The sequence below is a fragment of the Bradyrhizobium sp. Ken64 genome, from assembly GCF_055807555.1.
The window spans coordinates 1-13,016 of sequence record NZ_JBVVPA010000016.1 but is presented as its reverse complement, the minus strand read 5'-3'; the positions used below and the strand labels follow the sequence as shown (position 1 = coordinate 13,016).

Below are 13,016 nucleotides of genomic sequence, written 5' to 3'. Positions count from 1 at the left end.
GCAGCAATGCCGCTCCTTCGTCCTTCCTGAGGAGGACTGGCATGAACAGATCAATCGTTGCGATCGCAGTTTTGACTTTGATGAGCAGCGCCGCCGTGGGGGAAACCATGCAGAAAACCGGCAAGACCGCGTCCGGCGAGACCTGCCGGGTCACGGTGGAAAAACATCCCGACGGCAGCATTACCGCGCTGGGGTCATCGGGTTCCGGCACAACCGGCTCGACCTCATCGAGCGGCTCGCTGTCGAGCTCGAGCTCGGCCGGCGGATCGTCGGTGCACGTCCAGGCCGGCGGCGGCAACGTGTCGAGCTCATCCTCGACGGCCGGCGGCCCGGGTTCGACCAGCGCGAGCACCGTCACAGTCAACGGCTGCACCATCTCGACATCGTCGCCATAGCAAAAGGATTTCACAGATGAGAATGTTGATCGCGACCTCGTCGCTCGCACTCCTGCTCGCCGCCGCCTCGCCGTTGTCGGCGCAAACCAGCGTGACCGGCGGCACCGGCGGCTCGGCTGCGGCCGGCGGCACCTCGGCCAGCACGCTCGGCACCGGCGGCACGTCGACGTCGGGCTCCGGACAGACCGGCTCGTCCATCGCAGCCGGCGGCAGCGCCGCGTCCGCCAACGGCAAGGCGCAGTCCGGCACAAGCATGAACAAGGGCAACGGTCCGGTGCTCAATTCCAATGCGCGCGCGCAGGCGCACGAGGGTGGCACGTTCAGCCGCTCCCACACCCGCACGAAAGTGAAGGCGGGCGAGGAGGTCGGGTCCACCACCAAGACCATGTCGCACGTGCCGGGCTCCAAGCCGACCATGTCGACGACATCGACCAATTTGCGCTGAACCATCCTCACGAGACTGCTGCCCGCGATTTGCGGGCAGTTTTTCTTTGTGAGCAGGTTTTTCTTAGTGAACGGATCAACCGCCGCTCAGCGTGCGGCTGACGCGGGTCACGACCGCATCCCACTGCCGCTTCTCGGAAGCCGGGTAGTTGATCAGCACGCAATGCACGTAGCGGCGGCCAAAATTGCAGCGGTTGTACCAGATCTTGCCGCCCCGGGTGCTGGAGACCACGAAGAAGCGCGGCGTGATGCGCTTATAGGTGATCCCCGACGGCGGATTCTTCCGCGCCAGGAAAGCGGCCGGCGAGCTACCGTCACTGGGAACGGCCTGCACCGTCAAATCCGCGCGGCCGTCGCTGGTCCGGTACTGCATGCCATAGCCGTCGGGCTGGCCGGCTTGCTCGGTGAAGATCGACGAGGGAATGTCGACGCTGGTCCCGGTCTCGGGAATACGATAGCCGCTCCAGCTCTCCGCACCGGCAGCAGCCGGCAAGCTACAGAGCATCACAAGGATGGTGGCAATCTTTTTCATCGTATGGCCCGGTTTGCGCTGGTGGGCCGACAACGTGGGGAAACGCCGGACGTTCCTTTCCGCGGCATGAACGCGCGTTGCGCCGGACGTTGCAAGCCGGATGACGACGGACCCTCTCAAGCCGCGAGCGTCTCGTCCACGCGTCCAAGAGCCCGGCGAAGAGCCGCAAAGCAGTCCGCGTCGATTTGGGTGCCGATCATCTCCGACATGATCGCAAGAGCTTTCGTCACCGGCATCGCAGCCCGATACGGCCGGTCCGCGGTCAGCGCATCGAAGATATCCGCGGTCGTGATGATTCGGGTGTCCAGGCAGATCTGGTCTCCCGCGAGCCCACGGGGATAGCCTTTGCCGTCCAGCCGCTCGTGATGCGCCCCAGCGATCGGAGCGAGATCGCCAAACGCGCCGATGCGCGACAGGATCGCTTCCGAATGCGCGGAATGCTTGCGCATGATCTCCCATTCGTGGTCGTCAAGCTTACCCGGCTTGTCGAGGATTGCGTTGCTGACGCCGAGCTTGCCGATGTCGTGCAACAGCGCGGCACGCTTGAGCCAGCGTCGCCGCTCGGCAGTGAACTCCAGCTGCTCCGCGATCATGTCGGTAAACAGCGTTACGCGCTCGCTGTGGCCGCTGGTGTAGGGACTCTTGGAATCGACCACCTGGGCGAAGGCCGCCGCGATATCATCCAGATAGTCCTCGTCCACCGGGACGCTCGCCTGCTGCGGCAGCAGAGGAACAGTCTCGGACCCACCCTCAGCGCCAAGCATGCCCCAGAATCCAGGCTGCGCCGCGATGCGCTCAAAAGCGGCGACCAGCTCTGGATCGAACCAGGTGCCGGCTCGATTCCGCGCCTCACGGAGGGCGGCTTCGGGACCGTTCGCGATGTAAAACACATCGACCACCTGGGCCAACAATGCGAGGCGGGAATAAATCGGGATCGCCGCGCCGCGAAGGCCGAGCGGCTTGCCGCCGCCATCCCAATGCTCATCGAGGTTTTTGATGCCCTCCGCGACCGGCTCGGAGAAGCGCATTTTGCGGGCGATGTCGGCGCCGCGATGGCAGCGCGTCTCGATCAGTTCGCGAGCGATCTCGCCGCCGTTCTGGAAGATGTTGACGATGGCGCGAAACCGTTCGGCCAGGCCGGCTTTCAGCCCGGTATGGCCCAGCACAAAGCGCAGCGCCTGCGGCAGGCTGCCGTCAATGAGCTTGAAATCCTGTTTGAAGGAGAGATCATCGGTCAGATACAGCTCGCAGATGCGCGCAGCGTTGCTGCTGCAGCCGAGATCCTTCAGCAACAGCGCGTAGTAAAGTTCGACTATCTCGTCCTCGTCGAGGCCGATCTCCCTGCCGATCAAGACGCCGATGCGGCTGCATCGCACGCAATGTCCGGCCGGCTGCCCCTCGGAGAGATCGAGTGCGTGGCTCAGCGCACCCAGCAGTTCAGAAAGCGTGATCCGATCGAGCGGCTTGGGGGCGTGCAGGATGGGGTCCATCGACGGGGGCTCCGGGGCTGGTTCGGCCTGTGAAGACGCGGATCACATCACCAGCCGATCAACTGATCACCAGAGGGTTAACAAGAGGTTTGTTTGGGGGTGATCTGTTCGAAAGTCGCCCCCTGCGCCGACCGCTTCACGCTTTTTTCATCTCACCGGATGGATGTCGCGAACGGTCAGCGCAGTTCCTACGCGCTACTGTCCATGGCCGCGATCAAGGATGCGATCTCGATGGTTGCGAAATTGCAGAAGGTGTCGGAGACCGCATAGGGAAAGATGATCTTGTCGCGGTGGCGCATCGCGCCGCAGGTATAGACGACGTTGGGAACATATCCTTCGCGTTCGGAAGGGTCCGGGCGCAATAGCGGCTCGCGCAGGCGGCCGAGCACCTTCGAAGGGTCTTTCTTGTCCAGCAGCGCGGCCCCGATCGAATATTTCCGCACAGGGCCGACACCGTGCGTCAGCAGTAGCCATCCCTCATCGAGTTCGATCGGTGATCCGCAATTGCCGATCTGCACGAATTCCCAGGGGTATCGCGGCTTCAGAATCGGCTGGCCCCCATCCCACGTATGCAGATCGTCGGAAAAGATCAGATAGAGGTTCTCGTTATCCTGGCGCGCGATCATCGCATATCTGCCCCCGATCTTTCGCGGGAATAACGCCATGCCCTTGTTGCGCGCGGCATTGCCCTTCAGGGTCGATAGCCGGAACGATACAAAATCGGACGTCTCGATCAGCTCCGACCGGATCGCCCGTCCGCTATAGGCAGTGTAGGTCGCGTAGTAGATCGTCTCGCCGGCGTTGCTGAATTGCACAAAGCGGGCATCCTCGATCCCGTTCGACTGCGCTTCGGTGATCGGAAAAATCACCCGCTCGCTCAGATCCTGGCCGGCCGCGAAAGTAACAGCAATCTCGTCGCCGCCGGCGCCCGATGTCAGCCTGACGAGATCGGGGCTGGATGCCAGACGCACCGTCGGGTCGATGGTCACGGTCCCGTCTTCCGCAATAAGCCCCGAGCGAAATGTCAGCGAAGACACATGACCCTCGCCGACCGCACGCAGACTCAGGACGAAGCGGAGGCTGCCTTCCGGCGTTCCGGATTTATCGGGATGTGGCACGATACTCGGATTGAACAATGCCGAGGCCTCAAACGAATATTCGTTGAGAAAATAGGCGCCCGCGAGTTGGCGCTGCACCTGCGTGAAGACAGCATGGTCGGCCAGCGCCTCTTCCATTTCCGCGGCGCGTGCCTCGAAGGTCCGCAACAGATTGCGGTGACGGCCGAGGAAGTTCTCCAGAACGTCGGCCAATTGCCGTCCAGCGGTCTCGGGATCGAGCGCGAGGACCCGTTCGACGATATGGTTGGCGCGGGTCTTGTCCGTCGGATTGAGGTCGCGCGGCTCTGTTGCCGGCTTGAAAGGCCGGACGATGACACGGGTCGGATCAGGCCGCAGCTGAAGGGCTTGGCGTTTGAGGAAGGGAGATTGCGACAAAACGGCCTCGATGGGTTGAAGGAGGAAATCGTAACTGGCTCCATCAAGCGACGAGAGGAGCAGGCTTGGCCCGGCTTTCGCTCAGGCGGGCAATTTGCCGAATCTCGGAAAGGCCCAGCAAATACGACACCACGGATTCCCCTCCCCGATTCTCGTTGGGACGATCGGGGTGCAGGCCATCCCGGCAGCTTCCGGTTTCCAAATCGACCAGCGAGGCCGACAGATCGTTGCTGCCCAGAAACCACGCGAATACCCGCGCGGCTTCGGCTTTCCACTCGACATCGTGATCGGCCCGCCACGCAGCGAGGCATGCCGCGATGGTCGCCGCGGCCTCCAGCGGCTGCTGGTCGAAGGCTTGCGACGGTTGGCGTCGATCACCAAATCCCGCCGTGCCGATGGGGCGGAATTGGCCCTTCGCTGAGGTTTGCCGCTTCACAAGCCAGCGCAGCGACTCCAGCCCGATATTGACATAGCGCGATGTCTTGCTGGCCAGGCCGGTCATGATGAGCGCCTGAGGCAAGCGGGCGTTATCGTAGGCCAACCCATCCTCGAACCAGACCCAATCGCCGGTTGCTACTGTGTCGAAGATCAAGATTAGCCGATCGGCAAGCACGGCACGCAGGCGGGTCGCCTGGACATCGCCCGGGACAGCCGAGCAGTAAGCATCAAGGCCCAGCAATACGAACGCCCACGCCCGGGGCGAACGAAAATCTTCCACTGTCGCCATCGCTTCGGAAAACAGCGCCGCGGCCCATGAGCGCCGCGACGGACTGGCATCGGTCAACGCACACACGCCCAAGGCCCACAGCGTGCGTCCGTGACTGTCCTCCGACCCCTTGTCCTCCAACCAGCAGCGGTTGAAGCCCATGAAATTGCGAAATCGTCGTGTATCCGGATTCCAGGCGTGCTGGACGAAGGCGGCAAATCGCGCCGTCAGGGCCTCCGGCAGCCGCTCTTCGCCCGGATTGTTGAGCGCACAGGCCACCAACAGCGCCCGGGCGTTGTCGTCGACGCAATAGCCGTGGGCACGATCCGGCACGCTATGAACGGCATGCTGAAACAATCCCGTGTCGTCACACATCGACAGGAAATGACCGAGCTGCATTTCCGGCGGGGCGCGGCTGTCGCGCAGCAGCGTACCAGTATCCGTGCGCGCAATGGTCTTGAGCCGATGCCGTCGGCCGGCGTTCTCGAAGACCGACATATAGCGTTCGGCGGTTCTTTCCCACGTCATCGCGCGGCTGCTCGAATAGGCGCGCTTGCGCATCGCCTGCCGAAGCACGTCGTTGGTGAGCAACTTGGCGATTTCGACGCCGAGCGCGGCCGCATCGCCAAACGGAACCAGGATGCCGCGGCCATCGGCCAATAGTTCACGGGCATGCCAATACGGGGTGGACACCACGGCTTTACCGAGGCCGAAACTATAGGCCAGCGTGCCCGACGTCATCTGGGCTTCATTGAGGTACGGCGTCACGTAGACGTCGGACATCGAGATGAACTCGAGCAGCGTTTTCTTGTCGACGAACTGATCGAGGAACACGACGTGATCCTCGACGCCAGCCTGGCGCGCATGCGCCATCAGGGCCTCACGATAGGTTTCGCCACGATCGCGCACCAGGTTGGGATGCGTCGCACCGAGCACGACATAGACGGCGTCGGGCCGGGTCCTCAGAATCGAAGGCATCGCATCGATCATGACTTCGATACCCTTGTTCGGCGACAGCAATCCAAAGGTCAGGATGACCGACTTGTTGCTGAATCCGAGCGCGGCCTTGGCCGCGTCGGGCTCGACGAACGCAAATTCCGGGATGCCGTGCGGGATGATTTCGATCTTCTCGTCGGCCACGTGATAGACGGAGCGCAACAACTCCCGACCCTTTTCAGCCATCATGACGACCTTGGACGAGCACTCGACGATGCGCGCGATGACATCGCGCTGAGCCTCTGTCGGCTCGGACAGGACTGTATGCAAGGTTGTCACGATTGGTATGGTCAGGCGCGACAAGAGCGCCATGATGTGGCCTCCGGCTTCGCCGCCGAAAATGCCGAATTCGTGCTGCAGCGAAACCGCCTCGAAGCCGCCGGCGTTCAGATAGGCGGCCGCGCGGGCATAATCATCTTGCCGGTTGTCGTTGATCTCCAGGCCCACGGTGGGAGGATAATCGTAGACCTGACCGTGATCGGTCATCGCCACGATGACGGTCTCCAGATCACCCCGGGACGCCGCAATGGCGCTCTGCAAGTCGGTGGTGAAGGTCGCAATGCCGCAGCGGCGGGGAAGCGAATTGCCGATGAATGCGATACGATTTACGGCAGCCAATTTGGCGTCTCCGATTGTTTGAGCGCGGCGGTCTCGAAGGGAGACGGGACCAGGGGGCTGGGAAAGGCGTGCGGTACGCGAGTGGCGCTGGTGGCGCTGCGCTCTATCAACGCAGCAGGGTTTATCTTCGGGCCGGGATAGGCCAGCAGCGCTTTCAAGCCGTTCGCACCGACCTCGATTTCCGCATGGTCGGCTTCCAGGAAGAACGCCTCCCCCGGCGCCAGCCTGGTCGAGCCGAGTTGGGCGTGGCCTTCGATCGCCAGCAGCCAGGTCTCTTTCGGTGCGTCGAGCATCCAAACGGAGCCCGGAGCGAGGTCAGTTTGCTCCAGCGCAAAATAGGAATTGACCGTCAGGACCGTTCGCGCGCCGCTCAGACGCTCGGAAGGCATTTGGATCCCGCGTGGGCCCGCCGTCGCCACCGCGACCGCATTGTCGATGTGCAGTTGGCGCTGTCGTCCATAGTCGAACAGCCGGAACGTGGCGTCGCTGTGCTGCTGGATTTCGACGAGCACGATGCCAGCGCCGATCGCATGGACGGTTCCAGCAGGAATGAAGATGACGTCGCCTGGATGAACCGGCTGCCAATCCACGATATCGGCGATCGAGCCATCGGTGATCGCGGTTCGCAACTCGGCGGCGGAGCGCTGATGGTTCAGCCCCACCGCGACCTTGGCACCGGGAATCGCGGAGACGATGTACCAGGCTTCGGTCTTGCCGTTGGCAAGCCCGATCGAGCGCGCGAACGCATCATCCGGATGAACTTGAATCGACAGCGGCTCGGTAGTGAAGAGCATTTTGAGCAGCAACGTCGTCCTGGGCGCAGCAAGACCCGGGCGCTCGAACCACAATTCCCCGATCGGGCCATCGCTCGTCGACGCCAGGCTCCAGGGCCGCAGATCGAGGCTGCCCCAGGGCTTCGGCTTGGTTCGCACGATGGCATGTTCGACCGTCAATCGGGCCTCCCAAAGGCTGTGCGATCAGTCGTTGACCGTTCGCGCCGGACGCGGGCCGGTCCAGGGCGGAAGCGCGTCCCATTCAGCCCTTCGCATGCGGCGCTCTTCATCGCCGACCTTGACGAAGACAAATGGAGCGTCGTCCTGCCCGGTCTTCGATCCCGTGAATGTGGCCGGAAGCCCGTTCGAGTTTCGGATCGTTGCTGTGTTTGCCACGTAAACCTCCTGACGATCTGCGTGCGAGATCGCTGCTGCAGATCAATTGAAAATGGATTCCGATGCATGAAGGCCGACGCAGTGACCCGCACCGGCGCCGGCGATACCAATCAGTCCAGGAGATTTGTATTCTGGGATATCGGACATCCGACCGCCTGCGTGGTTGAGGCGGGAGCGCAATGCTCTCAGTCACCGATAACTGCCAAGGGCGGGCGGCGATATCGGGTATATAGGAACGCCGTCGCCCAATAGCGAGACGAGCGCATCAACCAGATCGGCTTTATTAGCTGTATCTTTGTGTTGGCGTTACTCTATGGTCACACGGCCTGACGTCTGAGTTGACGGGGCTCATCGCTCGATTTCAATACTGGCCGGCTGATCCCCCTCTCAGAAGGGTTTTCGGCAATCGGATGTCGCATGGTTTCAACGGATCGTTTCCGGCAAGAGATTCGATCCCGGCTCGAATTGGCGAATGCGCAAGGCCGCCAGAACCTGACCATCGAGTGTGGCGAACTTTACCGGTCCATGAGCCAGCTGCCCATTTTCAATCGATGGATGATCTTCTGCTGCAATGCTATGCGCGCGGAAATGGCCTTGACCGATCATTTGATTTTCGATGACAGGAACGAAAGTCTGCTGACCGTTCACTATGCATTGCCGCGTCAATGCCGACCAAAAATCAAACCAGCCACGATCCAAGCAGCGCGTTTCGTTGATTTCGATCGCTAGCCGGTCGTTGCTGCTGTGGCGGCTCCGAGAGCAGACGCCCTAAGCCGACCGCTTCACCGCAGTCGCGCCGGCCGGTGCAATGTCGAGACGAGCCAGCATCGCCCGCGCCTGCTCGGCGCAGTGCTCGATCAGCCAGCGTTCGAACGCTACGGGCGCGAGCGCGGGCGCGTAGAGGAAGCCTTGCACAACGTCGCAGCCGAGTTCGGCCAGCACCTTGCGCTGCGCCTCGGTCTCGACGCCTTCGCCGACGACGGTCATGCCGAGGCCCTGCCCGACCCGCACCACGGCGGTGGCAATCGCGAGCGCGCCAGCGTCACGCTCGATGTCACGCATGAAGCTGCGGTCGATCTTGAGCTCGCGGATCGGCAGATGGGCGAGCCGGCTGAGGCTGGAATAGCCGGTGCCGAAATCGTCCACGGAAAGCCCGACGCCGAGCTCCCGGATCGCGTTCATCGTCTCGAGCGCGGCGACGCTGTCCTGCATGAACGCGCCCTCGGTGATCTCGAGCATCAGCGCGTCCGCCGGCAGATCGTATTCGGCGAGGATGTCCTTGAGCCGCGCGGCCAGCGTGACGTTGCGGAAATTGATCGGCGACAGGTTCACCGACACGGATGGAATGTCGAGCCCGGCGCGGCGCCAGCTCGCCATCTGCCGGCAGGCCTCGCGCACCGACCACAGGCCGATCTGCTCGATCAGGCCGCACTCTTCGGCGAGCGGGATGAATTTTGCCGGCGAGACGTCGCCGAGCTCGGCATCATGCCAGCGCGCCAGCGCCTCGACGCCATGGATCGCGCCGTCGCAGCTGCGGATCTGCGGTTGGTAGCTGAGGGTCAGCGCGCCCTCGGCGATGGCGCGGCGCAGCGCCGCAATCAAGGCCAGCCGCTGCTCGGTGAGCCCGTTCATCTCGGCGCTGAACAGGCGATGGGTCGAGCGTCCCGCCTGCTTGGCCATGTACATGGCCGCGTCCGCCTGCTGCATCAGGGTGTCGATATCTGTGGCATGATCAGGATAGAGGCTGACGCCGATGCTCGCCGACATCTGCAGCTGCCTGGAGCCGAGCCGCAGCGGCGCGGCCAGCGCTTCGGTGATTCCGGCTGCGACGCGCTCGGCACCCTCGGCGTTGCGCCGCGGCAGCAGGATCACGAATTCGTCGCCGCCGAGCCGCCCCAGCATGTCCTCGGGTCCGATCTGCTCGCGCAGGCGCTGCGCCAGCTGGATCAGGAGCTCGTCGCCGGCGGCATGACCGAGCGTGTCGTTGACGTCCTTGAAATGATCGACGTCGAGGAAGGCCAGCGCGACGTGGCTGCCGGTCGGGCAGGCATCGATGGCGGTGGTGATGAGGCGCCGCAATTGCGCGCGGTTCGGCAGGCCGGTGAGGATATCGTGATAGGCGAGCCGCGCGATCTCGGCGCGCGCTTCCTTGCGCTCGATCGCGAAGGCGCCGAGATTGACGCAGGCCTCGACGATGCGGCGGTGCCAATTGCTCGGCGCGCGCGGCTCCCGGTAGTAGAAGGCGAAGGTGGCGATGACCCGTCCGTCCTTGGCCTTGACCGGCGTCGACCAGCATGCGCGCAGGCCCATCGCGAGCGGCATCGCCTTGTAAGGCTGCCAGCGCGGGTCGGTCTCCAGATCGGTCGCCAGCACCGGCTCGCCGTAGAAGGCCGCGGTTCCGCACGAGCCGACATTGGGCCCGATGGCAACGCCCTCCAGTGCGCGGGAATAGTCCTCGGGCAGGCTTGGGCCGCCCAGCGGATGGATCAGGCCCGCGGCGTCGACGTGCAGCAGCGAACAGACGACGTCGGGCGCCATCTGCTCGACACGGCGGCACAGCCGGTCTGCGATCTCGCCGATCGGAACCTCATCAGCGAGCGCGCCCATGATGAGCTGCTGCAGCGAGTGCAGCTGCTTGGTCTCGGTGATGTCCTCGAGCAGCGCGAAGATGTGCTTGACCTGGCCCTTCCTGTCGCGGAAGGCATCGATGCGGGCGCAGACCCAGATCTCCTCGCCGTCCTTGTCATAGGCGAGCATCTCGACCTCGCCGCGGTGGCCGCCATCCATCAGGCGCTTGACGAGCTTCGCAACGGCCTTGCGATCGGTGTGGCGGCCGGCGATCAGCCCCCTGGCACGGCGGCCCTCGGCTTCTTCGCTGGTGTAGCCGAACAGCGTCGTGAAGGCGGCATTGACGTAGACGATCTTCTGCTCGGTGTCGGTGATGAGCACCGCGCGGTTGGTCTGGTCGGAGACGGCGTGGAGCAGCCCGATTCTGGCGCGGCGCTCGGCATCCGCGGTGACATCGCGCGCGAACACGATGCGGTAGGTAATGCCTTCACTTGCAATGGATGAAAGCGAGATGGCCGCGCGGATGCGGCTGCCGTCACGGCGCACCAGGCTGATCTCGTCACGGAATTCTGCAACCGGATCGGCCTGAAGGCATTTGAGGGTGAGAATTTCGGCGTCGCGGCCGAGCACATCAGCGCGCGCGAGTTTCCAGATCCGCTCCGCACCGGCATTGAAATGCGTGATGCGATGCGCGCTGTCGACGATGACGATGCCCTCTTCGGCACGTTCGAGCGCGGCCAACAGCACTTCCGGAGTTTCTGTCATGGCACGATCGGAGGCGGACATCACTAGACCCGGAGGCATCGGGAGATACGGCAACGAGGCTAGCGCCGCGATGGTGTCCAAGACGTTTTTGCAGTCCGCTCGCACCGCGCCAAGACGCGACATGCTTAACGTTCCGCAAAAGACGCGAAGGTAATTCGGTGCGTACGGAACCTATTCGGCGCCGCCGCCCGCCGGAAGCTTGCCGGCGACGGCGCGCACCTTGCGCGGCGCGGCTTGCCAGATCGAGAGCGCCGACAATCCGCTCACGATGATGGCAACGCCAAAGGCGAGCGTGTAGTCGCCGGCCCGATCGTAAAGCAAGCCGGTGACCCAGGGACCGGCCGCGCCGCCGGCCAATGCCGCCAGCATGATCGTGCCGAAAATGCTGCCCTGGTGCCTGCCCTGAAAAATCTCGAATACCACCGCGCCCATGATCGAGGTCAGGCCGTAGCCGAGCGCGCCCTGCGTGAACACCATGAGGTAGACCAGCCACAATGACGGCTGGAATTTCAGTGCCATCAGCGCGGCGAAAGAGATCGCAAAACCCGCGCAGCTGATCGCCCACACCCATTCCCGCCCGATCCGGTCGGAGACATGGCCGAGCAGGATCTGCCCAGGAATACCGAGCAGGCTGACGATGCCGAGCGCCCACACCGCAACACCCGGGCTGAAGCCGATGTCGAGGAGGAATTTGGTCTGGTGCACCTGCACCGCGTACCAAATGTACAGGCCGCAGAAATAGCCGAGCGCAATCCACCAGAACCGCGTCGTGGCGACCGCTTTCCGGAGTGTCCATTCGGTCCTGGCCCAGACGGGATCGACGATGTTGGAGACGGGTTTTGCGGCGCCTGCGGCCGGCGCGGCATCGCCGTCAGGCCGCAGGCCGATATCCTCGGGGCGCCTGTGCAGGAACAGATTGATCGGCGCCAGCACGATCAGGACCATCAAGCCCATCGCCGTGCAGGCGGTGCGCCAGCCGGTCCCTTCGATCATGTGCTGCACCCACGGCAGCAGCGTCACCGAACCGATGCCGACCCCGGCGAAGGCGATGCCGATGGCGAGGCCGCGCGTTCGGATGAACCAGTTCGGCAGGAACAGCGACTGGCCGGAATAACCGAGACACACCGAGCCGGCGCCGACCATGACGCCGATGGTGACATAGAGATGCCAGGGCTCGCTCGTGAGCGGCGCGAGCAGCAGCCCGCCACCCATCAGAACCACGCCGAGCTCCATCACCGCGCGCGGGCCGGCGCGATCCATCAACCGGCCGATCAGCGGGCTGACCATGCCCGACACTACGAAGCCGAAGGAGAAGGCGCCCGCGGTGACGCCGCGCTCCCAGCCGAATTCGGAGATGATGGGAGGAAAGAACAGCGAGAAGGCGGTGCGCGCGTTGACGCCGATGGCCATGGTGACGAAGGTCACCGCGACCACGACCCAGCCGTAGAAGAACGGAAGCCGCATTGTGTGTTTCATCCCTGGACGGTCCTTCCGACCATCCGGGACTGCCCGGGTCAAGCGTTTTTCGCGCATGCCCGTTGAGCGAGAGCGCGATCACATTCGAGAGCGGTTTCCCCGCGGCCATCCTTCGAGACGCCCGCTTTAGGCGGGCTCCTCAGGATGAGGACGGAGTGTACGGCGGCAATTCAACAGGCGCCGATGCCGCCTAGCCTCATCCTGAGAGGGTGAGAATCTTTCGTCTAAACGGGCATTTGCCGTAGCCGCTTTGCTATGATTCGATGACGGGGCGAAGCAGGGGCAGATGATGGCTGACGATCAATTGTTTGAGGATTTGCCCGAGCAGGATAAGCCACTACCCAAGGGACGCGGCGCGGTGCGG

At 63.5% G+C, this 13,016-nt stretch carries 11 protein-coding genes; 3 read left to right on the top strand and 8 right to left on the bottom strand.

Translation table 11 applies throughout. The features are described 5' to 3' along the window. The first annotated feature begins 41 nt into the window (after window positions 1–41). Together AC0L2F_RS24275 and AC0L2F_RS24270 are read left to right on the top strand one after the other, a co-directional pair. The gene (locus tag AC0L2F_RS24275; RefSeq protein ID WP_007600942.1) at window positions 42–395 is read left to right on the top strand and encodes a hypothetical protein; all 354 of its coding nucleotides are present in this window, start codon (window positions 42–44) and stop codon (window positions 393–395) included. A 16-nt stretch (window positions 396–411) separates the two neighbouring features. After that, window positions 412–840, top strand: coding sequence for a hypothetical protein (locus AC0L2F_RS24270; RefSeq protein ID WP_007613404.1), 429 nt, complete (start codon window positions 412–414; stop codon window positions 838–840). A gap of 75 nt (window positions 841–915) precedes the next feature. Here AC0L2F_RS24270 and AC0L2F_RS24265 read toward each other — a convergent pair whose 3' ends face one another. The 6 genes from AC0L2F_RS24265 to AC0L2F_RS24240 all read right to left on the bottom strand — a co-directional run bounded on the left by AC0L2F_RS24265 (window position 916) and on the right by AC0L2F_RS24240 (window position 7,843). After that, window positions 916–1,371 carry a hypothetical protein gene (locus tag AC0L2F_RS24265; RefSeq protein WP_473250114.1) on the bottom strand — a complete coding sequence of 152 codons (456 nt, stop codon included), beginning with the start codon at window positions 1,369–1,371 and terminating at the stop codon, window positions 916–918. A 116-nt stretch (window positions 1,372–1,487) separates the two neighbouring features. Beyond that, on the bottom strand, window positions 1,488–2,861 hold the full coding sequence (locus tag AC0L2F_RS24260) for an HD-GYP domain-containing protein (protein WP_063995277.1): 1,374 nt from the start codon (window positions 2,859–2,861) through the stop codon (window positions 1,488–1,490). 188 nt (window positions 2,862–3,049) lie between these two features. Next, on the bottom strand, window positions 3,050–4,354 hold the full coding sequence (locus tag AC0L2F_RS24255; RefSeq protein WP_473250113.1) for a glycoside hydrolase family 130 protein: 1,305 nt from the start codon (window positions 4,352–4,354) through the stop codon (window positions 3,050–3,052). Window positions 4,355–4,397: 43 nt separating this feature from the next. Further along, complete coding sequence (locus AC0L2F_RS24250; RefSeq protein ID WP_473250239.1) at window positions 4,398–6,674, bottom strand: glycosyltransferase family 4 protein; 2,277 nt, start codon at window positions 6,672–6,674, stop codon at window positions 4,398–4,400. Continuing rightward, window positions 6,662–7,627, bottom strand: a complete 966-nt coding sequence (locus AC0L2F_RS24245; protein WP_473250112.1) for a class I mannose-6-phosphate isomerase — start codon at window positions 7,625–7,627, stop codon at window positions 6,662–6,664. The genes AC0L2F_RS24250 and AC0L2F_RS24245 overlap by 13 nt, the downstream gene beginning before the upstream one ends. Window positions 7,628–7,651: 24 nt before the next feature. Beyond that, window positions 7,652–7,843 carry a hypothetical protein gene (locus AC0L2F_RS24240; RefSeq protein ID WP_035974339.1) on the bottom strand — a complete coding sequence of 64 codons (192 nt, stop codon included), beginning with the start codon at window positions 7,841–7,843 and terminating at the stop codon, window positions 7,652–7,654. A 417-nt stretch (window positions 7,844–8,260) separates the two neighbouring features. Between AC0L2F_RS24240 and AC0L2F_RS24235 the strand changes: the two genes are divergently transcribed. Beyond that, on the top strand, window positions 8,261–8,572 hold the full coding sequence (locus tag AC0L2F_RS24235) for a hypothetical protein (RefSeq protein ID WP_473250111.1): 312 nt from the start codon (window positions 8,261–8,263) through the stop codon (window positions 8,570–8,572). 39 nt (window positions 8,573–8,611) lie between these two features. Here the strand turns inward: AC0L2F_RS24235 and AC0L2F_RS24230 are convergent, their stop codons facing one another. Together AC0L2F_RS24230 and AC0L2F_RS24225 are read right to left on the bottom strand one after the other, a co-directional pair. Next, window positions 8,612–11,197: an EAL domain-containing protein gene (locus tag AC0L2F_RS24230; protein ID WP_473250110.1), complete on the bottom strand. Its 2,586-nt coding sequence runs from the start codon at window positions 11,195–11,197 to the stop codon at window positions 8,612–8,614. Window positions 11,198–11,347: 150 nt separating this feature from the next. After that, window positions 11,348–12,640, bottom strand: a complete 1,293-nt coding sequence (locus AC0L2F_RS24225) for an MFS transporter (RefSeq protein ID WP_473250238.1) — start codon at window positions 12,638–12,640, stop codon at window positions 11,348–11,350. Window positions 12,641–13,016: the final 376 nt, after the last annotated feature.

Coding starts and splice junctions, on each gene's coding strand:
- AC0L2F_RS24275 (WP_007600942.1), top strand. CDS start 42: ATGAACAGATCAATCGTTGCGATCGCAGTTTTGACTTTGATGAGCAGC.
- AC0L2F_RS24270 (WP_007613404.1), top strand. CDS start 412: ATGAGAATGTTGATCGCGACCTCGTCGCTCGCACTCCTGCTCGCCGCC.
- AC0L2F_RS24265 (WP_473250114.1), bottom strand. CDS start 1,371: ATGAAAAAGATTGCCACCATCCTTGTGATGCTCTGTAGCTTGCCGGCT.
- AC0L2F_RS24260 (WP_063995277.1), bottom strand. CDS start 2,861: ATGGACCCCATCCTGCACGCCCCCAAGCCGCTCGATCGGATCACGCTT.
- AC0L2F_RS24235 (WP_473250111.1), top strand. CDS start 8,261: ATGGTTTCAACGGATCGTTTCCGGCAAGAGATTCGATCCCGGCTCGAA.
- AC0L2F_RS24230 (WP_473250110.1), bottom strand. CDS start 11,197: ATGTCCGCCTCCGATCGTGCCATGACAGAAACTCCGGAAGTGCTGTTG.
- AC0L2F_RS24225 (WP_473250238.1), bottom strand. CDS start 12,640: ATGCGGCTTCCGTTCTTCTACGGCTGGGTCGTGGTCGCGGTGACCTTC.